Here is a 23896-nt window from a genome sequence, read left to right as displayed (position 1 = left end):
CTCCACTCGGCCTGCCGAAGGGGCGGGTGGATCAAGATCAACGGCAACAGCACGGCGGCCTGACAGCCGGCCTGAGTGGTTGGGGTGTGTAGGACTTGAGATCGTTCCACTCCGCGTGGGAATGCCGCCAGGGACGCTCCGCGAGCCGACGCAGAGCGTGGGGACGATCACTTATCTGTAGGAGCAAGGCTTGCCCGCGATGACGGTGTCGTAGGCAGCGTAGAAACATCTGACAAGTCTTTAGGGTTGCCGCTCGGAAGCGCCACCTCTAGCCTTCAAGCGTCGCTGCCAATTCAGCGTCCGGGCGTCGCGGCCCGAATAACTTGGTATATCCATTTCATATTCGGAGTACCGACATGACTACATCCATCCCCAATCCCCCCGAACACGACGACGTTTCCCCCTATGACTCTCCCGACTCAAAAAAGCTCCACGACGCTGCCCATCGAGCCCTCGATCATTACCTGAAACCGACCCTTGTGAAGCTGCGTTTCAGCGATCTGCATTCGGATCGGTTGTTTGCGGTCAACCCGGGTATCGACAATGAAAGCCTGCTGGCGAACGCTTCGGAAGACCTGGCTTCGGTCAAGGCCATGGCCGCTGATCTGGCGTTCGAGATCGAAGGGTCTCGACGCAATGTGGCGTTGGGTATTTGCAGGATGATCGACGGGATCCGGCTGCTGGTGGATCGAGCACTGGACAATCTGGACCCTGAAGAACCGGCGGAGTATGTCGTCAAACCTTGAGTGCTTCCTCGAAGGGCATCTGATGACATGGGCTACCAGCCGTTTCATCAGATGCCCTTCAAGACCCAAACGCCCGGCCAATAGCAGTGAAACCCGGGCCGGCCAAAACGATCAGCAAGGCGGGAAACAAAAACAGCATCATCACCACGGACATCTCTTCCACCACCTCGCTGACGCAGCGTCGGCCATCGGGCAGGCGCGTCAGTTGGATCACCACGTCGAGTGCCGCGCAAATCATCTGTCGTAGTGTGCGTTCGGCGATCTGACGTCCGGTCAGGCCCACCAAAGTCTCCAGGCGCAACAGTGCGTCCTGAGCATTGTTGGCGTGGACAGTGCTCATCGAGCCGTCGTGACCGGTGTTCATGGCGGTCAGTACATGGACAATGTCAGCGGCCTGTTGCGTTTGCAGGTTCTGGACCTGTTCCACAAACCTGTCTATCACGTGCGTCTGCTGGAAACCCTGGACAATCTTTTTCCTAAGCCGAGGATTCACAGGGTCAGTCCTTGAGCGTTCGTGTTTTTCCCCGATGCAAAAATTGACGTCATGCATTTGGCATTTTTTGGTGGTGTCTAAATGATGGCACCTGTATATTGCCCGCGCCTGAACCAGCCCCCGCTGGTTGGCCGGTATGGATGCCTGAAAGAAGCTGGGCGCGCCTGCTGAAAAACGCGTCTTCTATAGGCTTCTGAAGGGAATCTGCATTGAACACCTCTTGCCTGCGCCGCTCGTTGTTGGCGCTTTCCGTGGCTGCCGCCGCGATTCACACCCCTGCCATTGCCGCACCTTTGAACCTGATCAACGACGGCTCGATCAAGGTCTATGGTGACGGTGCTTTTGGCATCAAGGATCAGGGCAGCGTTGTCACCAACAACGTCCTGAATTCGGGCGATATCGCTGTCAGCGGAATGAACGCGACCGGGATGGCACTGATCGGTACCCGCATCGGTAACGTTGTGATCAACCAAGGCACGATCACGGCCACGGGTGCCAACGCTGAAGCGTTGCGACTGGATGGCGCTTCGTTCGCGCTTACGTCCAGAGACACCTTCTCGAGCATTAACAACACTGGCCTTATCTCCGGCGAAAGGTTTGGCATCCATATCCGTAACCAGGTGGATACCTATCCTCTCCTGTCGATCAGCCAATCCCGTGGCTCGATCGAAGGCGGCGATGCAGCCATTCAGGTCGACGACGGAAACGCCTATTTCTACTGGAATGGCGGTAACGTCAAAGGCAATCTGATGGGCCTTTCCGGCGTGAAGATCAATGGTGATGTGAACTTCGACGGTTCGACCATCAAGGCTGGCTACATCACGGTGGAAAAGGGCGAGCTGACGCTACAGCAGGCCCACACCACGATCATCGGCGAATTCGACATGGAAGAGCCGAGTTCGGTGCTGCATATGTTCCTGGGCAACGACACCAACCCCAATCTTCCGGTGCTCAAAGTCACCGGCCTGGCAGACATCGGCCCAGGTGCTCGTCTTGAGTTGAAGGCGCGCTCCGAAGACTTCCGTACGGCTAATGGCGGTACCCGTTATACCTTGATCAGCTCCGGTAAGCTGGAAGGCGGCGAAAACCTGACGGTTTCGTCTTCTTCGGCGTTGCTGGAAGTGAAGAGCTACGGTGTCGAGGGCAACGACGTGAAGGCATTGGTCGATGCCAAGGGTGATGCCGTCGTGGGGCAAAACGTTCTGAATGCCGGTGGTTCCTCGAACGCCGCCAGCGCGGCAGCGCGTGTCTCGAATGGCTTGATGACCAAGCTGGATGAGCACGATCCAGTGTTCCAGGCCTTCGCCAACGCCAGCAGCGACGCCGAACTGGCCAAACTGGCTGAAAAGCTCACTCCTGACGTCAGCGGCGGTGCGACCCAAGCTGCCGTCAGCGGACAGTCGTTGATCAACAGTGTGATCAACGCGCGCTCCAGCAGTGCCCGCAGCGGTTTGTCCTCGGGTGATGTGTTGGCCGAAAAAGGCGTGTGGCTGCAAGCCTTGAACAGTGATGCCGATCAAGGTTCGCGCGGCGGTGTCGCTGGTTATAGCGCCAACAGCCAGGGTATCGCCGTGGGCGCTGACGGTCAGTTGAATGCCGACACCACGCTGGGTATCGCTTACAGCTACCTGAACAGCAACGTGACGTCCGACGCCGGGAGCAAGACCGATGTAATCGGTAACGCGCTGACGCTGTACGGCAACTGGACTCACGACAATTTCTTTGTCGACACCTCGCTGACCTATGGCTGGAACACCAACGAGTCCAAACGCTACATCGCCGGCACCCGTGCCAAGGGCGATTACGACAGTGATATCTTCGGCGTGAACGCGTTGGCCGGTTACACCTTGCGCTTCAATCAGCAGGTAGTGCTGGAGCCGCAGATCGGTGCGCGCTATGCCAACGTAGCGATCGATGCGTACCGCGAGAAGGGCAGTTCGGCCGCGTTGAGTGTCGGCAGCCAGCGTTATGAAGTGGGTGAAATGGGCCTCGGTGCACGCCTGGCCGCCGCCTTCGATGTCGGCGCCGGCAGCCTCCAACCCGAAGCCAAGGCCATGGCGTGGCACGACTTCATCGGTGATCAGGCTAACGCGACCTCGACCTTTGTGCTCGGCGGCACACCGTTCACCACCAGCGGTGCGAAACCTGCGCGTGACAGTTATGAACTGGGTCTGGGCGCCACCTACCGGATCGGTGCCTGGAGCGTGGGCGGTTCGTATGATTACCTGACCAAAGCCGACTTCAATGCAGACACCTTCACCGCCAAGGTTCGCTACGACTTCTGATTGATTGGCTGTAACCCAAGCGACCCGCCATGAGGGGGTCGTTTTGTTTGTGGCGGTAGTGGCTAAGGCGCGGCGTATACTGCGCGCCTCATTTACTCAGTGGAGAACAGCATGCCGGCCCCTGTCTGGTGGTTGCTTTGCCTGCCTTTTGTCGCGGGTGCGTTTTTGCCCTTGCAGGCCGGTATCAATGGCCAGTTGGCCAAACAGGTGTCGAGCGTACTGGCCGCTGCGTTGATTTCGTTTTTTGTCGGCACCGTGGCGTTGTTGCTGCTGGTCCTGATCCAGCGCGAAACCCCGGCATTGGAGACACTCAAAAGCCTGACCTGGTGGCACTGGAGCGGTGGTCTGCTCGGCGCATTTTTTATTACCACGGCGGCTTTCGCGGGGCCGCGCATCGGCGCCATGCTGTTCATGGCGCTGGTGCTGGCCGGGCAACTGGGGATGGCGATGACCCTGGATCATTTCGGCTGGGCCGGGTTTCGCGAAGCACCCGTCAGCGCCGGCAAAATTGCCGGGCTGGTGTTGATTATGGCGGGTGTGTTCTTTATCAGGCGCGGCTGATTCGGCGCGGCTGAGCCGTCTCAGGCAAGCGGTCGCCAGGTGCCGGACATGTGTTCCAGATCCCCGGCGCCGATCACCTTGAAGTCACCGCTTGAGCCGGCAACGCTGGCCAGCAAGGAGACCTCACTGGGCAAGCGCACCGGCTTCTTGAACTGCACGGCAATCTCGATATTCGAGGTCGGCAGATGCCCGCTCAGGGCAGCGAGGGTGCGCGCCTTGATCCACAATCCGTGGGCGATGGCCCGGGGGAAACCGAAGAGTCTGGCGCTGAGAGCGCTCAGGTGAATCGGGTTGTAGTCACCGGAAACCCTGGCGTAGCGTCGGCCAATCTCACTGGGCGCCCACCAGCGGGTGACCTCGTTCATGGTCAGAGCAGAATCCGTCGACGGCTCGATTGCTTCGCCGGGAAGCTTCACGCCTTTGCAGAGCATCTGGCTTTCGGCTTCCCAGAGCGGCCCGAGTGCGTCGTCAATCGTGGTGATCAACTCAAACACCGCGCCCTTGGCGTGGGGTTGCAGGTTCTGCACCCGCACGCTTACCCGTACTCGATCGACTGCGCCCAAGGGACGCAGAATGCGGATGCGATTGGCCAGGTGAACCAGCCCCAGCAGTGGAAACGGAAACGTCCTGGCAGTGAGCAATTGCATCTGCAAGGCGAACGCCAGCATATGAGGATAGGTCGGTGGTAACAGGCCGTCATCGGTAAACCCGCACACCCTGCGATAGGTTGCCAAACGCTTGAGGTCAACGTTGACCCAGCAACGAAAGCCATCCTCGGGCAGGGTGGTGCCGGTGATCTTGCGCCGCGTCGCTGCCCGCCAATACAACTCGGGCATGTACGGTGTTCTGCTTTGCGAATGCCAATCCGTTGTCATGTTCAGGCCCCTAATACACTTTGCCCACACACCCGCAGCGCTTGCCCGCTGACCGCGCCGCTGCCGGGTTGGGCAAGCCAGGCCACGGCTTCAGCAACGTCTTGCGGCAGTCCGCCTTGGCCCAGTGAACTCATGCGTCGCCCCGCCTCACGCAAGGTAAATGGAATCTGCGCGGTCATTCGGGTTTCGATAAAGCCTGGGGCGACGGCGTTGATGCTGATTCCGCGCGCTGCCAACAGTGGCGCCCAGGCCTGTGCCAGACCGATCAGCCCGGCCTTGCTCGCGGCGTAATTGGCTTGCCCGCGATTGCCGGCGATGCCACTGATCGACGCCAGCAGAATCACCCGAGCGTTATCGTGCAGGGCGCCGCTGTCGAGCAGCGCTTTGGTCAATACTTGCGGTGCATTCAGGTTCACTGCAAGCACCGCATCCCAGAATTCCGGCGTCATGTTGGCCAGGGTTTTATCGCGGGTGATGCCGGCGTTATGGACCACAATGTCGATGCCGTTCGGCAATTGCTCGATCAATTGCGCGGCGGCGTCTTCGGCGCAAATGTCGAGGGCGATGCTGTGGCCGCCGAGGCGGGCGGCGAGGGCATCGAGATCGGTCTTGGCCGGTGGCACGTCGAGCAGCACCACCTGCGCACCATCGCGGGCCAGGGTTTCGGCGATCGATGCGCCGATCCCGCGAGCCGCGCCCGTGACCAGCGCCGTGCGTCCCGCCAACGGGCGAGTCCAGTCCTGGACCTGAGTGTCGCAAGCGTTCAGCCGCACCACCTGTCCCGAGACATAAGCACTCTTTGGCGAGAGGAAAAACCGCAGCGCCCCTTCGAGTTGGCCTTCAGCCCCGGCCCCGACATACAGCAACTGCAAGGTGCCGCCATTGCGCAACTCTTTGGCCAGCGAGCGACTGAAGCCTTCGAGTGCACGTTGGGCACTGGCGGCGAACGGGTCGCTCAAGGTCTCCGGTGCCCGTCCGAAAATCACCAGATGGGCGCTGTGCTCGAGGTTTTTCATCAGCGGTTGAAAGAATTCACGCAGCTGTTTGAGCTGCCCGGTCTGCATCAGGTCACTGGCATCGAACACCACGGCCTTGAGCTTGGGACCGTAGCTGTAAATCTGCTCGGTGAGTTTGTTGGCAAACGCGCTGACGTTCTGCGTCAACGGGCCGCCACCGATCAACAGCGCGCCATTGACGGGCCGTAGGCGACCGGCCTCCCAGCGTTCCAGACGAACCGGCGACGGCAGGCCAAGGGCCCCGACCAAGCGGTGGCCGAGGGCCGAATTGGCGAAGTCGATATAGCGGTCAGACATGGAAGGCTCTCCGGCAGTGGGGGTTCAAGGTGTGGACCATGAATTGCGATCAGTCGTTCGACCCACGAGATAAGGCCTACGCTTGTGGGTTATGCCTTTCACAGAATAGGAGCTTTTCATGACTCAGCTGCGCCGCGTTGCGATCATCGGCGGTAATCGCATTCCTTTTGCTCGCTCCAACGGGCCGTATGCCACTGCCAGTAATCAGTCAATGCTGACGGCGGCGCTCGAAGGCTTGATCGAACGCTACAACCTGCATGGCCTGCGCATGGGCGAAGTGGTGGCGGGGGCGGTGCTCAAGCTATCCCGGGACCTCAATTTGACCCGTGAATGTGTTCTCGGCTCGCGACTGTCACCGACCACCCCGGCCTACGACATTCAGCAGGCCTGCGGCACCGGGCTGGAAGCAGCGTTGCTGGTGGCGAACAAGATTGCCCTGGGGCAGATCGACTGCGGCATTGCCGGTGGTGTCGACACTACTTCGGATGCGCCGATCAGTGTCAGCGAAGGATTGCGCAAGATTTTGCTGCAAGCCAATCGTGCCAAGAACACCGGCGACAAGCTCAAGACTTTCCTGCAATTGCGTCCCCGGCATTTGATCCCCGAGTTTCCGCGTAACGGCGAGCCGCGCACAGGGCTATCGATGGGGCAGCATTGCGAGTTGATGGCGCAGACCTGGAACATCCCCCGTACCGAGCAGGATCAGTTGGCGCTGGAAAGCCACCAGAAAATGGCCGCGGCCTACGCCGAGGGCTGGCAGAACGATCTGATGACCCCATTCCTTGGCCTGACCCGCGACAACAACCTGCGCCCGGACGTGACGCTGGAAAAAATCGCGTCGTTGAAGCCGGCATTCGAAAAGAGCGACAAAGGCACGCTCACCGCCGGCAACTCGACACCGCTGACCGATGGCGCGTCGCTGGTGCTGCTCGGCAGTGAGGAGTGGGCGAAAGAGCGCGGCCTGCCGATCCTCGCTTACTGGCGCGACGGCGAAGCGGCAGCGGTGGATTTCGTTAACGGCGCCGAAGGATTGCTGATGGCGCCGGTCTACGCCGTGCCGCGTTTGCTGGCGCGCAACGGCCTGACCTTGCAGGACTTCGACTACTACGAAATCCACGAAGCCTTCGCCGCGCAAGTGCTCTGCACCTTGAAGGCCTGGGAAGACCCGGACTACTGCAAAACCCGGCTCGGCCTCGACGCCGCGCTAGGCTCGATCGACCGCAGCCGACTCAACGTCAAAGGCAGTTCACTGGCAGCCGGGCATCCGTTTGCCGCGACCGGTGGGCGCATTGTCGCCAACCTTGCCAAGCTGCTGGACGCCGCCGGGAAGGGCCGCGGGTTGATCTCGATCTGCGCTGCCGGAGGTCAAGGTGTGACGGCGATTATTGAGCGCTGAGAACAGCAGTGTTTTGTTGTTCGGCCAACACCCGATTGCGGTTGGCATAACGCTCGGCCATCACCGAGCAGACGATCAACTGCAGCGGGTGATAGATCATGATCGGCAACAGGATCAGACCGAGCCCCGGGTTGGCACCGAAGATCAGCGCGGCCATCGGTGCCCCGGCGGCCAGGGATTTTTTGCTGGCGCAGAACACTGCGGCGATCTCATCGGCGGGACTGAACTTCAGGGCGCGGGCGGTGCGGGTGGTCATCCACAGAATGATCGCCAGCAGCAAGGCACTGCCGACCAGTGCGCTGAGAATCACTGTATTGCCCTGTTGCTGCCACATGCCGGAGACCATCGAGTTGCAGAACGCCGCGTAAACCAGCAGCAGGATCACCAGTTTGTCGACGATGTTGGTGTAGCGCTTGTGTCGACTGAAAAACTTGCCGAACAGCGGCCGCAGCAACTGACCCAGTACCAGCGGCAGCAGCAACATGGCACAGAGATCGAGCAGGGTTGAACCCAGGTCGATACCGCCAGCACCGCTGCCCACCACCAGGCTCACCAGCAACGGCGTGAGGAAAATCCCCAGCACGCTGGACAGGCTGGCATTGAGAATCGCCGCCGGCACGTTGCCGCCGGCGCTGCCGGTCAAGGCCACGGAAGAGGAAATGGTCGAGGGCAGGGCGCACAGGTAGAGGAACCCGAGCATCAGCAGCGATGGAATGTGCGAGCCCAGCAGCTTGTCGCTGACCAGCCAGATCAGCGGGAACACCAGAAAGGTGAAGCCCTGGACCATCAAGTGCAGGCGCCAGTTTTTCAAACCGTGGCGGATCTGCTCGCTCGACAGGTTGACCCCGTGCAGGAAGAACACCAGGAACACGCCAATGTTGATCACCCACTCAGCATGCATCGCGCCCCCCGTTGCACCGAAGCGCGGGAAGACCCAGGACAGCAGCGTGGCGATCAGCATCCCGCACAGGAACCAGTCGGTGACCACGCGTTTGAGGTGTTTGAAGGCATGCATAACGGGCACCGAAGGCATTGTCAGAAGGGGTGACCTAGCCTAAGGTCAAGACTTCCGCCCGTCTTGCGACATAAGGCCAATCAATGCCGGCTAACGGACAAATTTCCCTCGAACGGACCATCCCGACCCTGACAGCGTTGCCGCGCCCGCTATATGCCCGTGCGGAAAGCCTCAGCGCCGGCTCGTGGACGCCACCTCATCGCCACGATTGGGTGCAGTTTTCCTACGCCATCAGTGGCGTGCTCGGCGTACACACCGCCGAGGGCAGTTTCTTTGCGCCGCCGCAGTGGGGGATCTGGATTCCGGCTGATCTGGAGCACCAGGTGGTGACTTCGATGCGTGCCGAAATGCGCAGTCTCTATGTGCGGCGCGAGGCGTGTGCCTGGGCGGACGAGCGTTGCCGGGTGCTGGAAGTCACGCCGCTGGCGCGTGAGCTGATCAAGAGTTTTTGCCTGCTGCCGGTGGACTATCCAGAGGGCGACAGCCGTGAAGCACGCTTGGTCGAGGTGCTGCTGGATCAGCTGGCGAGCCTGCCGGAAGTCGGTTTCTCTCTACCGTTGCCACGTCACCCGCGTTTGCTTGGGTTGTGCAACGAACTGATCGAAAGCCCTGAACAGAACGTGACGTTGCATGAATGGGCCGAACGATTGGGGACGTCGGAGAAAACCTTGATGCGCCTATTCCAGCGTGAAACCGGATTGAGTTTCCGCAGCTGGCGCCAGCGCATGCGGCTGTTGTCGTCATTGAGTTTGCTGGAAGACGGTAACAGCGTGACCACGGCGGCGCTGTCCAGCGGCTATGACTCGACCTCGGCGTTTATTGCGGCGTTTAAAGGATTGTTCGGGTTTACCCCGGGAGAGTTGTTCAGACAGTGAAGCCGCGGTGCGACCCTGTGGCGAGGGGGCTTGCCCCCGTTCGGCTGCGAAGCAGTCGCAAATCCAACCACTGCGGTGTGCCTGAAAAGATGCGGTCGCTGATTTCACGACCGCTTCGCGCTCGAACGGGGCGTTGCGGCGTTCCGACAAGCCCCCTCGCCACAAGTGTTCGGCTCTCTTATGTGCGGAACCGCCGAACCAACCCGTCCAGTTCATTCGACAACCCCGCCAGACTCTGGGAGTCGAGCCGTGCCGAGTTGGCCAGTTCGGCCACCAACTGCGCATCGCCATGGATCTGGCTGATGTGGCGGTTGATGTCTTCGGCGACCTGATGCTGTTCTTCGGCGGCGGTGGCGATCTGGGTGTTCATGTCGCGGATCACATCCACCGACTCGCGAATCTGCCCGAAACTGTTGCGCGCTTCGCCGATCCGGCTGACCGACTGTTGCGACACCTCGAGGCTGGCGTGCATTTGCTGGGTGACCTGACTGGTGCGCTTGGCCAGGTTGCCGAGCAGTCCGTCGATTTCCGCGGTGGAATCGGCCGTGCGTTTGGCCAGTGCGCGAACCTCATCAGCCACCACCGCAAAACCACGACCCTGCTCGCCAGCGCGAGCCGCTTCGATCGCGGCGTTCAGTGCCAGCAGGTTGGTTTGCTCGGCGATGGAGCGAATGGTGCCGAGGATTGACTGAATGTCATTGCTGTCGCGTTCCAGCTGCTGCATCGACTGCGCCGACTGTTCGATTTCCTGGCTCAGCTTGTCGACGCTGTTCACCGCGGCATCGATCTGTTGCTGACCCTCACGGGCCTGACGCTGGCCGCTGTCGGCCGACTCGGCGGCCTGGCTACAGGAGCGCGCGACTTCGTTGGCGGTGGCGACCATCTCGTGGAACGCCGTGGACACCATGTCCACCGCTTCACGTTGGCGCCCGGCGGCGTCAGCCATGTCGCTGGAGACCCGAGTCGCGCTTTGCGAGTTGGCAAGGATTTTGGTCGCAGCGCCGCCGATGTGCTGGATCAGGCTGCGAATCGCGGCGAGGAACTGGTTGAACCAGTTGGCCAGTTGCGCGGTTTCGTCGCTGCCACGGATCTGCAGGTTCTGGGTCAAGTCACCTTGACCTTGGGCGATGCCTTCCAGACCGCTGGCGACGCTGCGGATCGGCCGCACGATGAGGCTGGCGAAACTGGCGCCGACCACGGCGAAGAATACGGCCAGTACGGCGGCGATGATCGCGATCAGCCAAGTCAGCGCAGTGGCAGAGCTCATCACGTCGGTTTGCTTGATCAGGCCGATGAAGGTCCAGCCCAGTTGCTCCGACGGCCAGACGTTGGCCATGTAGCGCTCGCCGTTCAACTCGACTTCGACCAGACCTTTGCCAGCCTTGGCCAGTTGCGCGTAACCGTCGCCCAGGCTGCCCAGCGCTTTGAAGTTGTGCTCTGGCTGTTTCGGGTCGACCAGCACCGTGCCGTTGTTTTCCATCAGCATCAGGTAGCCGGTTTCACCGAGCTTGATCTGTTTGACGATCTCGGTGAGCTGCTTGAGCGTCACGTCGATGCTGACCACGCCGCCATTGGCGCCGAGCTTGTTGTCGAGGGTGCGCACGGTGCTGACGTAAGTCGCATCATCCTGAGCCCAGTAATAAGCCTCGGTGCGAAACGGTTTGCCCGGTTTGGCTTGCGCCGCCTTGTACCAGGGACGTTGGCGCGGGTCGTAATTGGCCAGTTTCGGGTCATCGGGCCAGGACACGTAACCCCCGGCACTGGTGCCGACGATGGCGTACGCGTACGACGGATGACTGGCGCCCAGATCTTGCAGCAAGGCAAACACCTGCTTGTCCATCTCGCCTTGCGGAATTTCCGTCGCATTGGCGCTCATGTAGGTTTTGAGGCTGGCGTCGGTGTTTTTGATCAGCGGCTGGGAGGCCAGGTAGTTGACGTTCTGGCTGATGCCGTCGAAGAACAGTTGCATGGCGTTGCTGACCTGACGGATCTCTCGACCGCTGCCGTCGACAAAGTTATCTTTGGCATCGCTGCGCAGGTTCATGACCACCAGGGTGGCAACCAGCACAACCGGCAAGCAGGCGATGATTGCAAATGCCCACGTCAGTTTTTGTTTGATGTTCATCCGCGCTCCAGTTTTTTTTCTTATTAAACCCACGCAGTACTGACGACTCGCGGATTGTCGGACAAATTCCTTTCTCTTTGATGGCTTCGGCCGCCAGAGGCGGAAATTGAGGACTATTGGTAAAAATCCTACAAGGAGTGGCTTGGCTGATCTCAGACTCTGTCGCAAATGCCTGCTGATCCAGTCGCCAACGTGCAGCTGACTCTCGGCTATGATCTTCGTCGCTCAGCAGGATTTGCCTGACTAATCTGGCACATTGGGTGCATCTGCAACGTTCATAGGTCGGCAACCCCTCCCCGACGGGAGAGGATTGCCGTATAACGAGTGACATTCGCGTGTTTGGTAATAAAGGACCCACAATAAAAGCTGATGAAGACTCCAAAACGCATTGAACCGCTGATCGAGGACGGTCTGGTTGACGAGGTGCTGCGCCCACTCATGAGTGGTAAAGAAGCAGCTGTTTATGTGGTGCGCTGCGGCAACGAGTTACGTTGCGCCAAGGTTTACAAGGAGGCGAATAAACGAAGTTTTCGTCAGGCGGCCGAGTATCAGGAAGGCCGTAAGGTCCGTAACAGCCGTCAGGCTCGCGCGATGGCCAAGGGCTCCAAGTTCGGTCGTAAAGAAACCGAAGACGCCTGGCAGAACGCCGAGGTAGCAGCATTGTTCCGTTTGGCCAGTGCCGGGGTGCGAGTACCCAAGCCGTTCGACTTCCTGGAAGGCGTGCTGCTGATGGAACTGGTGGCGGACGAGTACGGCGATGCCGCGCCGCGTCTCAATGACGTGGTGCTGGAAGCGGATCAGGCGCGTGAATACCACGCCTTCCTGATTTCGCAGATCGTGCTGATGCTGTGTACCGGTCTGGTGCACGGTGACCTGTCCGAGTTCAACGTACTGCTGACCCCGGATGGTCCGGTGATCATCGACTTGCCCCAGGCAGTCGATGCTGCTGGCAACAACCACGCGTTCAGCATGCTGGAGCGCGACGTGGGCAACATGGCCTCGTACTTCGGGCGCTTTGCGCCGGAGTTGAAGCGGACCAAGTACGCCAAGGAAATGTGGGCCCTGTATGAAGCCGGCACCCTGCACCCGGCCAGCGTCCTGACCGGTGAGTTCGACGAGCCGGAAGAGCTGGCGGACGTTGGCGGCATCATGCGTGAGATCGAGGCCGCACGCCTTGACGAGGAGCGACGGCAAGCGGTTCGCGCCGCAGACGACGCCCCACCGGGCAAAACCGAAGAACCGCCTCCACCGTGGATGCAGTGATCGGTTGAATAAAAAATCCGGCTTCGGCCGGATTTTTTGTATTGAGCGAATGCAATCAACGCCGGGTCAGCAAGACCCCGGATTCCATGTGGTGCGTCCACGGGAACTGATCGAACATCGCACAGCGGGTGATGCGGTGGGTGTCGTGCAATTGGGCGATGTTGGCCGCCAGCGTTTCCGGATTGCACGAGATATACAGAATGTTCTCGAAGCGTCGGGTCAGCTCGCACGTGTCCGGGTCCATGCCGGCGCGCGGTGGGTCGACGAACACGCTACCGAACTCGTAGCTCTTCAGATCAATGCCGTGCAAACGGCGGAACGGGCGAACTTCATTCAGCGCTTCGGTCAGCTCTTCGGCAGACAGACGCACCAGGGTGACGTTATCCACAGCGTTTTCACTGAGGTTGCTCAGCGCCGCATTCACCGAGGTCTTGCTGATTTCGGTGGCCAGCACTTTGCGCACGCGGGTCGCCAGCGGCAGGGTGAAGTTGCCGTTACCGCAATACAACTCCAGCAAGTCGTCGGAACGATCACCCAGAGCGTCGTAAGCCCAGTTGAGCATCTTCTGGTTCACTGTGCCGTTCGGCTGGGTGAACGCGCCTTCCGGTTGGCGATAGCTGAAGGTGCGACCACCGACTTCAAGTTTCTCGACCACATAGTCATGGCCGATCACTTCGCGTTTGCCCTTGGAACGACCGATCACGCTGACGTTGAGGTCCGTGGCCAGTTTCGACGCGGCCGCGTGCCAATGCTCGTCCAGCGGGCGGTGATAACACAAGGTGATCATTGCATCGCCGGCCAGGGTGGTCAGGAACTCCACCTGAAACAGCTTGTGGCTCAGGGCGGCGCTGGCTTGCCAGGCGGCCTTGAGCTGCGGCATCAACTGGTTGATGCGCAGGCTTGCGATCGGGAACTCTTCGATCAGGATCGGCGTGCGTTTGTCTTCCTGGGAGAACATCGCGTAATGACGCTCGCCGGCTTCGCGCCACAGGCGGAATTCGGCGCGCAGGCGAAAGTTCGCCAACGGCGAGTCGAACACCGCAGGTTCTGGTGCATCGAACGGCGCCAGCAGGTCACGCAGGCGCGTGGCCTTTTCTTCGAGCTGAGCGGTGTAAGCCTGGGAATCGAAAGTCATGCGCTGAACCAACCCAACTTGATCACGAACAGAATCGACAGAACCACCAACGCCGAGTTCAGTTCACGGCCACGGCCGGACAGCAACTTGATGGCGGTCCAGGAAATGAACCCGAACGCGATACCGTTGGCAATGGAGTAAGTGAACGGCATGGCCAGCGCGGTAACGACCACGGGAGCGGCAACGGTGATGTCGTCCCAGTCTATTTCCGCCAGGCCGGAGGTCATCAGTACGGCGACGAACAGCAGCGCTGGTGCGGTGGCAAAGGATGGAATGCTGGCAGCCAGCGGTGCAAAGAATAGCGCCAGCAGAAACAGGATCGCCACGACTACTGCCGTCAGGCCGGTACGGCCACCGGCGCTGACACCCGCAGCCGACTCGATGTAGCTGGTGGTGGTCGAGGTGCCCAGCAGGGAACCGGCCATGGCCGCGGTGCTGTCAGCGATCAGCGCACGGCCCATTTTCGGCATGTGGCCGTCCTTGCCCATCAGACCGGCGCGCTTGGCAACGCCGATCAAGGTGCCGGAGTTGTCGAACAGGTCGACGAACAGGAAGGCGAAGATCACGCTGAACAGACCGATGTCCAGCGCCCCCTTGATGTCCAGTTGCAGGAAGGTCGGCGCCAGCGAAGGTGGCATCGCCATCACGCCGCCGAACTGTGTGAAGCCCAGGGCGATGGAAACGATGGTCACGGCCAGGATGCCGATCAGCACTGCACCGCGCACTTTCAGGGCTTCGAGGGCGACGATCAGCGCAAAACCCAGGGTCGCGAGGATCGGTGCCGGTTGTTTCAGGTCGCCGAGGCCAACCATGGTCGCCGGGTTGCTGACCACGATGCCGGCGTTGTGCAGGGCGATCAGCGCCAGGAACAGACCGATACCGGCGGCAATCGCCGAGCGCAACGCCAGCGGGATGCTGTTGATGATCCATTCGCGGATGCGAAAGATCGACAACAGGAAAAACATGACCGCCGAGATGAACACCGCCCCCAATGCCACTTGCCAGGTATGGCCCATGTGCAGGACAACGGTGTAGGTGAAGAAGGCGTTCAGGCCCATGCCCGGCGCCAGCGCGATCGGGTAGTTGGCGATCAGGCCCATCACCGTCGAGCCAATGGCCGCTGCCAGGCACGTCGCGACAAACACCGCGCCCTTGTCCATGCCGGTCTCGCCGAGGATGCTCGGGTTGACGAACAGAATGTAGGCCATGGCCAAAAAGGTCGTGATACCGGCAAGAATCTCGGTACGCACGTTGGTGTTGTGTGCCTTGAGTTGAAACAGCCTTTCCAGCATGCCTGCTCCCCGTGGCGCGCCCGGCGCCGTGAATGTATCGACTTCAACAGCAAAGCACAGGCCGTGCCAGGCGCCTGAGTATTTTCTGTCGGTCGGAAAAAGCCGCGCATCATACCAGCAGCGTGCGGCTATGGCTGCCTAATGGCGTTGATCGTCGGCGATGTTTTGCAGTTTGAGGGAGTGGGGCATACTGCGCGCTGGTTTTGGGAGTGGATATGTCTTCTATAAAGAACAGGATGATTCTGGCTTTTGGCTTGTCTGGCGCCATGTTGCTCGGTGCGCACACCGCACTGGCAGCGTCCGCACCACCGCTGAGCGAAGTCAAGGTGCTCAAGGTCCAGTCGACCTCCTGCGGCATTGAAGATATTGCACCAGGGCAGGAGACGACGAAGTGCGATCACGCAGGCTCCAACATCAAGATCTACGTGCTGGAGATCGGCTACGGCCGCCTGCCGAATGCAACGCTGGACGGCTTTGAAGTCAATGGCGTGCGGGCGCCTGTCTGCGCCTATGGCAACGGCAATCTGACGGAATGCTCCGGGGTGGCCAGCAAAATCGTCGGCAACCTCTACACCTTTGATCTGGCGGGTAAGCAGGAAGGCACTTTCACCTTCAGCAATACCTCGATCAATGCACCGGGCAATACGATGTCGACGCAGCTGTACATCAAGTAACTTTCACTGGGTAACAGCAGGCTCGAACATCTGTCAGCAAAGCTGACTACGCTTTAAGGATCACCCTGTGGACGCAGACCATGACCTTTAGAGCCCTGATTACCCTTGCCGAAGGTATCGACGACCTGCAAGCCGTGACACTGATCGACGTGTTGCGCCGGGCGAAAGTCGAAGTGGTGGTAGCGAGCATCGAATCACGGCGCATGCTCACCTGCGCCCGTGGCACCCGTCTGACTGCCGACGCGATGCTGGTCGATGTGTTGGCGCAACCTTTCGATCTGGTCGTTTTGCCGGGTGGCGCCGTCGGCGCACAGCGCCTGGCGGCTCATCAACCCTTGCAGCAGCTGGTCCAGGATCAATCCGCCGCCGGGCGCCTGTTTGCCGGTATCGCCGAGTCGCCGGCGCTGGCGCTGCAAGCCTTTGGCGTATTACGTCAGCGGCGCATGACCTGCCTGCCCGCGGCCAGTCATCAACTGCTCGGCTGCACATTCGTCGATCAACCCGTGGTCATCGACGGCAACTGCATCACCGCTCAAGGTTCGAGTGCTGCCCTGGCGTTTGCGTTGGTGCTGGTTGAACGACTGTGTGGCAAAGCCGTCAGGGCTGCGGTGGCGGGGGAGTTGCTGGCGTAGCGGCTTTCACGCCTGGGCGGCGAAACGCTCGATGGGGGGCTGTTCGCGGTGCTCGGCTTGCCAGAGATCGTAGTCAGTCTGAACGCCTAGCCAGGTTCTTGCCTTGCCGATACCGGCGCGCTCCAGCCGTACCGCCAGATCCGGGCTGATAGGGGCATGACCATGAAGCACCCGCGAGAAATGCGGGCGGGCGTAGCCAAGCCGCTTGGCCAGTTCGGTGATACTGACGCCGAGTTCCGGCAACACATCCAGCAGAAGTGTTTCGCCAGGGTGTGGCGGGTTGTGCATAGGCATGTCCTGCCTCCTGTTCAGTGATAGTCCAGATAATCGACCAGTTCGATGTCTGAACCGATAAAACGAAAAATCAGCCGCCAGTTCCCGGAAACGTTCAGTGACCAATAGGTCTGAAGATCGCCCTTGAGCGGATGCAGTCGCCAACCGGGAAGGTCCAGGTCGCCCGGGCTCAGTGCACGATCCATGAACGGCAACATGCGGGCCAGGCGTTTCGCATGATCGGCGCGGATCCCGCGAGTCGAACCGGTTTCATAGAAGCCACGAAGGCCTTTGTGCTGAAAGGATTTGATCATGGCGTCAGTGTAAGGCGATACATTACACCTTATGCACTAACTATGTACCGCCCTGCGTCGCCTAAATGCTGCTTTGTTCACCTGGCAAACTCTCGGTACTGGCCTTCGTTTCATCCACCGGCACATGCATGCGGTCGCGTTGGGCCAGGGTCGGGAACAGTTTGATCCATGTCCCGGTGACCAGCAGCGTACCGATCCCGCCCATGACCACCGCCGGTACAGTGCCGAACCAGTGGGCAGTGAGTCCGGATTCGAACTCGCCCAACTGGTTCGAGGCACCGATGAACAAGCCGTTCACCGCGCTGACCCGGCCGCGCATTTCGTCCGGGGTTTCCAGTTGCACGAAGGACGCGCGGATCACCATGCTGATCATGTCGGCGGCGCCGAGCACCACCAGCACCGCCAGCGAGAACCAGAACGAGGTCGACAGACCGAAGGCGATCGTTGCGACGCCGAACACCCCGACGGCGGTGAACATTACGCGTCCGACGTTGCGCTCCACGGCAAACCGCGCCAGCCATAACGACATCAACAAGGCCCCGACCGCTGGCGCCGAGCGCAGCAGCCCGAGTCCCCAGGGACCGGTCAGCAGAATGTCCTTGGCAAATACCGGCAGCAGCGCCGTGGCGCCCCCGAGCAATACCGCGAACAAATCCAGGGAGATCGCACCAAGAATGTCCGGGCGGCTGCGAATGAAGCGAATCCCGGCAAGCAACGAATCCAGGGTCGCCTTGCCCTTGTTCAGCGGGGTTTGCCGTGCGGGCAGGTTGAGCATCAGGGTGCAGGCAATGAGGTACAGAATCACCGTCGGGCCATACACCCAGACGCTGCCGAAGGCATACAGCAAACCGCCCAGTGCTGGCGCGACGATGGTGGCCGATTGTTGCGCCGACTGCGCAGCCGCAACGGCGCGGGGGAACAGCGCGCTGGGCACGATGCTGGGCAGCAACGCCTGGGTGGTCGGCATTTCGAACGAGCGGGCGGCGCCGAGCAGGAACGCGAGGATGAAGATCATCTCGCGGGTGACATGGTCGGTAGCACTACCGATGGCCAAGGCGAGGGCGATCATTGCCTGCAACGATTGGCAGATGGCCGCGACCTTGCGCCGGTCATAGCGGTCTGCCACATGCCCGGTGTGGAGCATGAACAACACCCGCGGCGCGAACTCCACCAGCCCGACCAGACCCAGGTCCAGCACGTTGCCGGTGAGTTGATAGAGGTTCCAGCCGATGGCCACCGTCAGCATCTGAAAGCCGCTGGCGGTGAATACTCGTGCCAGCCAGAACGCAATGAACGGGCGGTGATGGCGCAACAACAGCGGGGCTTGGGTCGGCATCGGCGGGTAGTTCTGAACGGGGAAAAATCGAGATTATCACCAACTTGTAACCTGAAGTTGCGTGCGTCGGGAATTTAGTTAGCTAGACACCTATCCTGGAGCCCGCGTCGTACCTTCGCCACAGCGAATACCGCAGCCCTGAACAGAACGGTGAGGCAACCTGTCACGCGGCAAAAGACCACACAGTCGGGCGCTGAAAATGGGACTACTCTTTCATCGTTACTTGATCCAGATCAAAACCCTTGGTGGATTTGCTCTGGCGGCCAGATGGCTAGACTCCCTGCGTTGCGATGGTTGTAAAAAACAACGAATTTGAATTCGCCACACTCCATAACCGTGGGGGCGGTGGGTGCAGGCTCCCAGCCAGCAGCCGTATTACCAGACAGAGGAAGACTTATGTTCGGCTTGGAGGCACTTGATCTCGCCCGAATTCAGTTCGCGTTCACCATCTCGTTTCACATCCTGTTCCCGGCGATCACCATCGGCCTGGCGAGTTACCTGGCGGTGCTCGAAGGCTTGTGGCTGAAGACCCACAACGATACCTACCGTGATTTGTATCACTTCTGGTCGAAGATCTTTGCCGTCAACTTCGGCATGGGCGTGGTCTCCGGATTGGTCATGGCCTATCAGTTCGGCACCAACTGGAGCCGCTTCTCGGACTTTGCCGGTTCCGTCACCGGGCCGCTGCTGACCTATGAAGTGCTCACGGCGTTCTTCCTCGAAGCCGGTTTCCTCGGCGTCATGCTGTTTGGCTGGAACAGGGTCGGGCGCAAGCTGCACTTTTTCGCCACGGTCATGGTGGCCATCGGCACGCTGATCTCGACGTTCTGGATTCTGGCCTCCAACAGCTGGATGCAAACCCCGCAGGGCTACGAAATCGTTAACGGCCAGGTGATTCCGGTGGACTGGCTGGCGGTGATTTTCAACCCGTCGTTCCCGTACCGCTTGATGCACATGGCCACCGCAGCTTTTGTGGCCACTGCATTCTTTGTCGGCTCGTCGGCGGCCTGGCACTTGCTGCGCGGCAGGGACAATCCGGCGATCCGCACCATGCTGTCGATGGCCATGTGGATGGCCCTGATCGTCGCGCCGATTCAAGCGGTGATCGGTGACTTCCACGGTCTCAACACGCTCGAGCATCAGCCGGCAAAAATCGCCGCGATCGAAGGACACTGGGAAAACGTCGGCAATGAGCCGACCCCGCTGATCCTGTTCGGCTGGCCGGACATGAAAGCCGAGAAGACCAAATTCGCGGTAGAGATTCCGTACCTGGGCAGCCTGATCCTGACTCACTCGCTGGACAAGCAAGTCCCGGCACTCAAGGAGTTCGCGCCTGAAGACCGGCCGAATTCGACCATCGTATTCTGGTCGTTCCGGATCATGGTCGGGTTGGGTTTCCTGATGATCTTCACCGGTCTGTGGAGTCTGTGGCTGCGCAAGCGTGACAGGTTGTATTCGAACCGTGCGTTCCTCTACCTGGCGCTGTGGATGGGGCCATCGGGCCTGATCGCGATACTCGCCGGTTGGTTCACTACCGAGATCGGTCGTCAACCATGGGTGGTGTACGGGTTGATGCGAACTGCCGACGCCTCATCCATGCACAGTTTCTTGCAGATGAGCATTACGCTGGCGCTGTTCGTCGTGGTGTATTTCTCGCTGTTTGGTGTCGGTCTGGGCTACATGATGCGCCTGGTGCGCAAAGGGCCGAAGATCAACGAAGGTGCCGAACCGAGCCACGGTGGTCCCGGGCAGCAACGCACACCGGCCCGTCCGCTTTCCGCTGCCGATGAAGGCGACGAAAACGGCGACGCCAGCCTGAACAAGGGGAATTGAGTCATGGGTATTGATCTTCCGCTGATCTGGGCCGTGATCATCATCTTCGGGATCATGATGTACGTGGTCATGGATGGTTTTGACCTGGGAATCGGCATTCTCTTTCCCTTCATCAAGGGTCATCGTGACCGCGATGTGATGATGAACACCGTCGCGCCGGTCTGGGACGGTAACGAAACCTGGCTGGTCTTGGGTGGCGCAGCGTTATTCGGCGCCTTCCCGCTGGCGTATTCGGTGGTGCTGTCGGCGCTGTACCTGCCGCTGATCCTGATGCTGATCGGCTTGATCTTCCGCGGTGTGGCCTTCGAGTTCCGTTTCAAGGCCAAGGACGACAAGCGGCACATCTGGGACAAGTGCTTCATCGGTGGCTCGCTGACGGCGACGTTCTTCCAGGGTGTGGCGCTGGGGGCATTTATCGACGGCATTCCGGTGGTCAATCGGCAGTTCGCGGGCGGTACGCTGGACTGGCTGACACCGTTCTCGCTGTTCTGTGGCGTGGCGCTGATCGTCGCTTATGCGCTGCTCGGTTGCACCTGGCTGATCATGAAGACCGAAGGCAAGTTGCAAGAGCAAATGCACGACCTGGCCCGCCCGCTGGCGTTCGTGGTGTTGGCGGTGACGGGTATCGTCAGCATCTGGACTCCGCTGGCCCATGCCGAGATTGCTGCGCGCTGGTTCACCCTGCCGAACCTGTTCTGGTTCCTGCCGGTGCCGATCCTGGTGCTGGTGACGATGTACGGTTTACTGCGTGCTGTGGCGCGTAACGCTCACTACACACCGTTCCTGTTGACCCTGGTGCTGATCTTCCTCGGTTACAGCGGTCTGGGAATCAGCCTGTGGCCGAACATCGTACCGCCGTCGATCTCGATCTGGGACGCCGCCGCACCGCCGCAAAGCCAGGGCTTCATGCTGGTCGGCACCTTGTTCATCATCCCGTTCATTCTGGGCTACACCTTCTGGAGCTACTACGTGTTCCGCGGCAAGGTGACCCACGAAGACGGTTACCACTAGTCTGCGTGACCGCGGTTCGGGCCGGGTGCCTGAACCGCCTTACAGGAGCATTCGATGATGGCTGATAAACATTCTTTGCAGGAAATCGAACAGGCTGAAAAGAAGCCGCTCTGGCAGCGGCTTGGCTGGCTGGTAATGATCTGGACCGGCAGCGTACTGGCGCTGTTTGTCGTAGCCAGCCTGATGCGCATGTTCATGAATGCTGCAGGCCTGACCACTCACTGATCGACCCGAACATCCCATCCCGTGCTTTGCGGCACGGATTTATAACCCTCCACCGGAGGGTTTTTTTTGCCTGGGCGTTGGCCGTTATTTGCGGGCCTTGAGGATCACGAATTTGGGCGTTGCCGCAACCTGCTCGACACCCCGGAACAGACGCGCCAGTTTGCTGTGATAGCCCAGATGACGGTTGCCGACGATGTACAGCGCGCCACCCACCACCAGTGCTTCGCGAGCTTGCTGGAACATCCGCCAGGCGAGAAAGTCCCCGACCACTTGTTGCTGGTGGAAAGGCGGATTGCACAGCACCACGTCCAGCGATTGCGGTTCCTGCCCGGCCAGACCATCGTCCGCGCGCACGATGACATCGCGCTCACCGAGGGCGGCCTGCCAGTTCTCGGCAGCGGACTGCACGGCCATGAACGACTCGTCCACCAGCGTGTAGTGGGCTTGAGGGTTTTGCAGGGCGCTGGCGATGGCCAACACGCCGTTGCCGCAACCCAGGTCGGCGACCCGCGCGTTACCGAGGTTCTTCGGCAGGTGAGGGAGAAACGCCCGGGTGCCGATGTCCAGGCCTTCGCGACAGAACACGTTGGCGTGGTTGAGCAACTCGATTGCCGGATCGTCGAGTGTGTAGCGAGTCGGGTAGGGCGACTGCGCGGGTTGTCTGGCATCGGGTGTGGCAATCAGCAAGCGGGCTTTCTTGACTGCAAGCGATGCTTGCACCGGGCCAATGTAGCGCTCCAGCAGGTCACCCGCTGCCCGCGGCAAGTGTTTGACCATACCCGCAGCAACCACTTGCGCGCCGGGTGCCAGTTGCGTTTGCAGGCGGATCAATTGTTCTTCCAGCAACGCCAGGGTTTTGGGGACGCGGATCAGTACCCGATCGAACGGACCGACCAGTGGCGCACTGGCCGGCAGCACTGACACGACATCAAAGGGAAGGCCATTGCGTACCAGGTTCTTTTCCAATGCCTGGGCTGCGAGAAACGAATCACCGCTACTGGTGACCTGAACCTTGCCGACAAGGCTCGCCGCCAGTGCACCAAAACTGTCATTGAGCACCAGAACCCGGGTATCAGCGTTCGGCTGCTGTTCGGCCAGAAAATTGAGCAGGTACTCGTCAGCCGCATCGAAGGCTTGCAGCGGTTCGTTCTGCTGTTCGGGCTGGCGGATCAGGTCAAGTTGAGCGAAGGGGCTTTCGAGCAGGGGCATGGGGCGGGGACTCTGGGTAATCAACGGGTGTCCCGCGGTTTTGCACGTATTCAATGCTGGACGGGATCGTCTGAGTGGACTGCGTTGCGGTGTCGTTCGCTTCATCACTCAGAAAGGGCGTAAATGGTACTTTTTTTTCCGTCGGATTACTCGCAGGTTTTCCGTCGTGGTCAGCGCAGACAAGCACTGGTATTGGGTCAGGCTCAGATATATCTGCACTTCGCGGCCTGCACCACCGCAGAAATTTTGTTGGTGACACCCAGTTTCTTGATCGCATTGCACATGTGGAAATTTACCGTACGTGCGGTGATGTTTAGGATGCGCCCGATTTCAAATGCGGTCTTGCCTTGCGCAGACCACTTCAGCACCTCCATTTCCCGCGTCGATAATTGAGTCGTGCTCAAGCCGTCCGGATTCTTGCAGGCCAGCTTTTGCATCGCGAGGACATGCAGCTTATGGCTGATGAACGTTGCATAACCGAGGTTTTCATAGAGTTCATAAGCTGTGATACGGCAATGGCTTCGGGCGACGCAGAGCATGCCGCTGCTATGGTTGTTCAGGTCATGTACCGGCAGCGACCAACCGTGCTGCATGCCTTGACCCGCGAGTGCGCGCCGTAGACCGGGGACGTTGGTGAAGGTATTAATGTCCCAGAGAATGGGCAGCATTGAGTGATTGCAATGAGCTACTATTGGGTCTATCGCGCAGTAGTTGTTTTGTTCATAACGTGTGTTCCAGTCAGGTGAGTAATTATTAAGGTTCAGGTCATTGTCACAATGATTTGGCGCATGAGAAGTCATTGAAAACGCACAATATTCGTAGCCAAGATTATTAAAGAAGCCAAGTGCTATCTTATAAGCCTTTTCAAGGTTTGACTCATAGATCAGCTGTTTTAACCGAGTCTCCTTCCAAGTATCCATACAAACTGCTCCCTGTGTTTCGCTTCGTAGGTATTTATTGGATCCAAAATTGGTACGTTGCCAGTGTAGGGTAAATCCTACAGGTGCGAAGTGAG

The 23896-nt window shown here is 59.9% G+C and carries 22 protein-coding genes and 2 pseudogenes; 12 read left to right on the top strand and 12 right to left on the bottom strand.

Going from position 1 to position 23896, the window contains the following annotated elements:
* The first annotated feature begins 356 nt into the window (after positions 1-356).
* Positions 357-746: a DUF6124 family protein gene (locus KRR23_RS17220; protein ID WP_216743470.1), complete on the top strand. Its 390-nt coding sequence runs from the start codon at positions 357-359 to the stop codon at positions 744-746.
* Between the two features lie 157 nt (positions 747-903).
* On the opposite strand, the pseudogene KRR23_RS17215 reads toward KRR23_RS17220, so the two are convergent.
* A pseudogene (locus KRR23_RS17215) lies at positions 904-1134 on the bottom strand (ATPase, T2SS/T4P/T4SS family); the annotation flags it as partial.
* Here KRR23_RS17215 and KRR23_RS29140 point away from each other — a divergent pair.
* The 3 genes and pseudogenes from KRR23_RS29140 to KRR23_RS17205 all read left to right on the top strand — a co-directional run.
* Positions 1123-1254: pseudogene (locus tag KRR23_RS29140) on the top strand (response regulator); the annotation flags it as partial. The pseudogenes KRR23_RS17215 and KRR23_RS29140 overlap by 12 nt on opposite strands.
* Positions 1255-1448: 194 nt before the next feature.
* Positions 1449-3524, top strand: coding sequence for an autotransporter outer membrane beta-barrel domain-containing protein (locus KRR23_RS17210; protein ID WP_216743469.1), 2076 nt, complete (start codon positions 1449-1451; stop codon positions 3522-3524).
* Positions 3525-3635: 111 nt separating this feature from the next.
* A complete protein-coding gene (locus tag KRR23_RS17205; RefSeq protein WP_145022473.1) occupies positions 3636-4085 on the top strand; it encodes a DMT family transporter in 450 nt (149 codons plus the stop codon).
* A 20-nt stretch (positions 4086-4105) separates the two neighbouring features.
* On the opposite strand, the gene KRR23_RS17200 is transcribed toward KRR23_RS17205, so the two are convergent.
* The gene (locus tag KRR23_RS17200; RefSeq protein ID WP_216743468.1) at positions 4106-4960 is read right to left on the bottom strand and encodes a MaoC/PaaZ C-terminal domain-containing protein; all 855 of its coding nucleotides are present in this window, start codon (positions 4958-4960) and stop codon (positions 4106-4108) included.
* Between the two features lie 2 nt (positions 4961-4962).
* Entirely contained in the window at positions 4963-6273 is a 1311-nt protein-coding gene (locus KRR23_RS17195; RefSeq protein ID WP_216743467.1) for a 3-oxoacyl-ACP reductase, read from the bottom strand.
* Between the two features lie 118 nt (positions 6274-6391).
* On the opposite strand from KRR23_RS17195, the gene KRR23_RS17190 reads away from it, so the two are divergent.
* Entirely contained in the window at positions 6392-7669 is a 1278-nt protein-coding gene (locus KRR23_RS17190) for an acetyl-CoA C-acetyltransferase (protein ID WP_216743466.1), read from the top strand.
* On the opposite strand, the gene KRR23_RS17185 is transcribed toward KRR23_RS17190, so the two are convergent.
* Positions 7656-8684: a bile acid:sodium symporter family protein gene (locus tag KRR23_RS17185; protein WP_216743465.1), complete on the bottom strand. Its 1029-nt coding sequence runs from the start codon at positions 8682-8684 to the stop codon at positions 7656-7658. The two genes, KRR23_RS17190 and KRR23_RS17185, sit on opposite strands and share 14 nt — an antisense overlap.
* An 83-nt stretch (positions 8685-8767) precedes the next feature.
* Between KRR23_RS17185 and KRR23_RS17180 the strand changes: the two genes are divergently transcribed.
* On the top strand, positions 8768-9559 hold the full coding sequence (locus tag KRR23_RS17180) for a helix-turn-helix transcriptional regulator (RefSeq protein ID WP_216743464.1): 792 nt from the start codon (positions 8768-8770) through the stop codon (positions 9557-9559).
* Positions 9560-9737: 178 nt separating this feature from the next.
* On the opposite strand, the gene KRR23_RS17175 is transcribed toward KRR23_RS17180, so the two are convergent.
* Positions 9738-11684, bottom strand: coding sequence for a methyl-accepting chemotaxis protein (locus KRR23_RS17175; RefSeq protein WP_216743463.1), 1947 nt, complete (start codon positions 11682-11684; stop codon positions 9738-9740).
* A 369-nt stretch (positions 11685-12053) separates the two neighbouring features.
* Between KRR23_RS17175 and KRR23_RS17170 the strand changes: the two genes are divergently transcribed.
* Positions 12054-12947, top strand: a complete 894-nt coding sequence (locus tag KRR23_RS17170; RefSeq protein ID WP_054595482.1) for a PA4780 family RIO1-like protein kinase — start codon at positions 12054-12056, stop codon at positions 12945-12947.
* A gap of 55 nt (positions 12948-13002) precedes the next feature.
* Here KRR23_RS17170 and trmA read toward each other — a convergent pair whose 3' ends face one another.
* Entirely contained in the window at positions 13003-14082 is a 1080-nt protein-coding gene (trmA, locus tag KRR23_RS17165; protein ID WP_216743462.1) for a tRNA (uridine(54)-C5)-methyltransferase TrmA, read from the bottom strand.
* Positions 14079-15374, bottom strand: coding sequence for an NCS2 family permease (locus KRR23_RS17160; RefSeq protein ID WP_216743461.1), 1296 nt, complete (start codon positions 15372-15374; stop codon positions 14079-14081). Before KRR23_RS17160 ends, trmA begins: the two co-directional genes overlap by 4 nt.
* Before the next feature lie 215 nt (positions 15375-15589).
* On the opposite strand from KRR23_RS17160, the gene KRR23_RS17155 reads away from it, so the two are divergent.
* Both KRR23_RS17155 and KRR23_RS17150 read left to right on the top strand, forming a co-directional pair.
* Positions 15590-16048 carry a DUF4879 domain-containing protein gene (locus KRR23_RS17155; protein ID WP_216743460.1) on the top strand — a complete coding sequence of 153 codons (459 nt, stop codon included), beginning with the start codon at positions 15590-15592 and terminating at the stop codon, positions 16046-16048.
* An 80-nt stretch (positions 16049-16128) separates the two neighbouring features.
* On the top strand, positions 16129-16680 hold the full coding sequence (locus tag KRR23_RS17150; protein ID WP_216743459.1) for a DJ-1 family glyoxalase III: 552 nt from the start codon (positions 16129-16131) through the stop codon (positions 16678-16680).
* A 6-nt stretch (positions 16681-16686) separates the two neighbouring features.
* On the opposite strand, the gene KRR23_RS17145 is transcribed toward KRR23_RS17150, so the two are convergent.
* The 3 genes from KRR23_RS17145 to KRR23_RS17135 all read right to left on the bottom strand — a co-directional run bounded on the left by KRR23_RS17145 (position 16687) and on the right by KRR23_RS17135 (position 18603).
* Positions 16687-16974, bottom strand: a complete 288-nt coding sequence (locus KRR23_RS17145) for a HigA family addiction module antitoxin (protein WP_173860029.1) — start codon at positions 16972-16974, stop codon at positions 16687-16689.
* 14 nt (positions 16975-16988) lie between these two features.
* The gene (locus tag KRR23_RS17140) at positions 16989-17267 is read right to left on the bottom strand and encodes a type II toxin-antitoxin system RelE/ParE family toxin (RefSeq protein ID WP_019691583.1); all 279 of its coding nucleotides are present in this window, start codon (positions 17265-17267) and stop codon (positions 16989-16991) included.
* A 61-nt stretch (positions 17268-17328) separates the two neighbouring features.
* Positions 17329-18603, bottom strand: a complete 1275-nt coding sequence (locus KRR23_RS17135) for an MFS transporter (protein WP_216743458.1) — start codon at positions 18601-18603, stop codon at positions 17329-17331.
* A gap of 396 nt (positions 18604-18999) precedes the next feature.
* Between KRR23_RS17135 and KRR23_RS17130 the strand changes: the two genes are divergently transcribed.
* The 3 genes from KRR23_RS17130 to KRR23_RS17120 are packed head-to-tail and all read left to right on the top strand — an operon-like array spanning position 19000 to position 21672.
* Complete coding sequence (locus tag KRR23_RS17130) at positions 19000-20436, top strand: cytochrome ubiquinol oxidase subunit I (RefSeq protein ID WP_216743457.1); 1437 nt, start codon at positions 19000-19002, stop codon at positions 20434-20436.
* 3 nt (positions 20437-20439) lie between these two features.
* The gene (cydB, locus tag KRR23_RS17125) at positions 20440-21447 is read left to right on the top strand and encodes a cytochrome d ubiquinol oxidase subunit II (protein ID WP_216743456.1); all 1008 of its coding nucleotides are present in this window, start codon (positions 20440-20442) and stop codon (positions 21445-21447) included.
* 57 nt (positions 21448-21504) lie between these two features.
* A complete protein-coding gene (locus tag KRR23_RS17120) occupies positions 21505-21672 on the top strand; it encodes a DUF2474 domain-containing protein (RefSeq protein WP_216743545.1) in 168 nt (55 codons plus the stop codon).
* 84 nt (positions 21673-21756) lie between these two features.
* On the opposite strand, the gene KRR23_RS17115 is transcribed toward KRR23_RS17120, so the two are convergent.
* Positions 21757-22881, bottom strand: a complete 1125-nt coding sequence (locus tag KRR23_RS17115; protein WP_216743455.1) for a class I SAM-dependent methyltransferase — start codon at positions 22879-22881, stop codon at positions 21757-21759.
* A gap of 203 nt (positions 22882-23084) precedes the next feature.
* Positions 23085-23801 carry an autoinducer binding domain-containing protein gene (locus KRR23_RS17110; protein ID WP_216743454.1) on the bottom strand — a complete coding sequence of 239 codons (717 nt, stop codon included), beginning with the start codon at positions 23799-23801 and terminating at the stop codon, positions 23085-23087.
* Positions 23802-23896 lie beyond the last annotated feature (95 nt).

The organism is Pseudomonas sp. CVAP#3 (assembly GCF_018986375.1).
Lineage (GTDB): Bacteria > Pseudomonadota > Gammaproteobacteria > Pseudomonadales > Pseudomonadaceae > Aquipseudomonas > Aquipseudomonas helvetica.
The sequence above is the reverse complement of the archived record's forward strand: the minus strand, read 5'-3'. Positions and strand labels throughout refer to the sequence as shown.

Coding starts and splice junctions, on each gene's coding strand:
- KRR23_RS17115 (WP_216743455.1), bottom strand. CDS start 22,881: ATGCCCCTGCTCGAAAGCCCCTTCGCTCAACTTGACCTGATCCGCCAG.
- KRR23_RS17175 (WP_216743463.1), bottom strand. CDS start 11,684: ATGAACATCAAACAAAAACTGACGTGGGCATTTGCAATCATCGCCTGC.
- KRR23_RS17135 (WP_216743458.1), bottom strand. CDS start 18,603: ATGCCGACCCAAGCCCCGCTGTTGTTGCGCCATCACCGCCCGTTCATT.
- KRR23_RS17220 (WP_216743470.1), top strand. CDS start 357: ATGACTACATCCATCCCCAATCCCCCCGAACACGACGACGTTTCCCCC.
- KRR23_RS17160 (WP_216743461.1), bottom strand. CDS start 15,374: ATGCTGGAAAGGCTGTTTCAACTCAAGGCACACAACACCAACGTGCGT.
- KRR23_RS17185 (WP_216743465.1), bottom strand. CDS start 8,684: ATGCATGCCTTCAAACACCTCAAACGCGTGGTCACCGACTGGTTCCTG.
- KRR23_RS17195 (WP_216743467.1), bottom strand. CDS start 6,273: ATGTCTGACCGCTATATCGACTTCGCCAATTCGGCCCTCGGCCACCGC.
- KRR23_RS17190 (WP_216743466.1), top strand. CDS start 6,392: ATGACTCAGCTGCGCCGCGTTGCGATCATCGGCGGTAATCGCATTCCT.
- KRR23_RS17130 (WP_216743457.1), top strand. CDS start 19,000: ATGTTCGGCTTGGAGGCACTTGATCTCGCCCGAATTCAGTTCGCGTTC.
- KRR23_RS17110 (WP_216743454.1), bottom strand. CDS start 23,801: ATGGATACTTGGAAGGAGACTCGGTTAAAACAGCTGATCTATGAGTCA.
- KRR23_RS17180 (WP_216743464.1), top strand. CDS start 8,768: ATGCCGGCTAACGGACAAATTTCCCTCGAACGGACCATCCCGACCCTG.
- KRR23_RS17150 (WP_216743459.1), top strand. CDS start 16,129: ATGACCTTTAGAGCCCTGATTACCCTTGCCGAAGGTATCGACGACCTG.
- KRR23_RS17155 (WP_216743460.1), top strand. CDS start 15,590: ATGTCTTCTATAAAGAACAGGATGATTCTGGCTTTTGGCTTGTCTGGC.
- KRR23_RS17145 (WP_173860029.1), bottom strand. CDS start 16,974: ATGCCTATGCACAACCCGCCACACCCTGGCGAAACACTTCTGCTGGAT.
- KRR23_RS17200 (WP_216743468.1), bottom strand. CDS start 4,960: ATGACAACGGATTGGCATTCGCAAAGCAGAACACCGTACATGCCCGAG.
- KRR23_RS17120 (WP_216743545.1), top strand. CDS start 21,505: ATGGCTGATAAACATTCTTTGCAGGAAATCGAACAGGCTGAAAAGAAG.
- cydB (WP_216743456.1), top strand. CDS start 20,440: ATGGGTATTGATCTTCCGCTGATCTGGGCCGTGATCATCATCTTCGGG.
- KRR23_RS17170 (WP_054595482.1), top strand. CDS start 12,054: ATGAAGACTCCAAAACGCATTGAACCGCTGATCGAGGACGGTCTGGTT.
- KRR23_RS17140 (WP_019691583.1), bottom strand. CDS start 17,267: ATGATCAAATCCTTTCAGCACAAAGGCCTTCGTGGCTTCTATGAAACC.
- trmA (WP_216743462.1), bottom strand. CDS start 14,082: ATGACTTTCGATTCCCAGGCTTACACCGCTCAGCTCGAAGAAAAGGCC.
- KRR23_RS17205 (WP_145022473.1), top strand. CDS start 3,636: ATGCCGGCCCCTGTCTGGTGGTTGCTTTGCCTGCCTTTTGTCGCGGGT.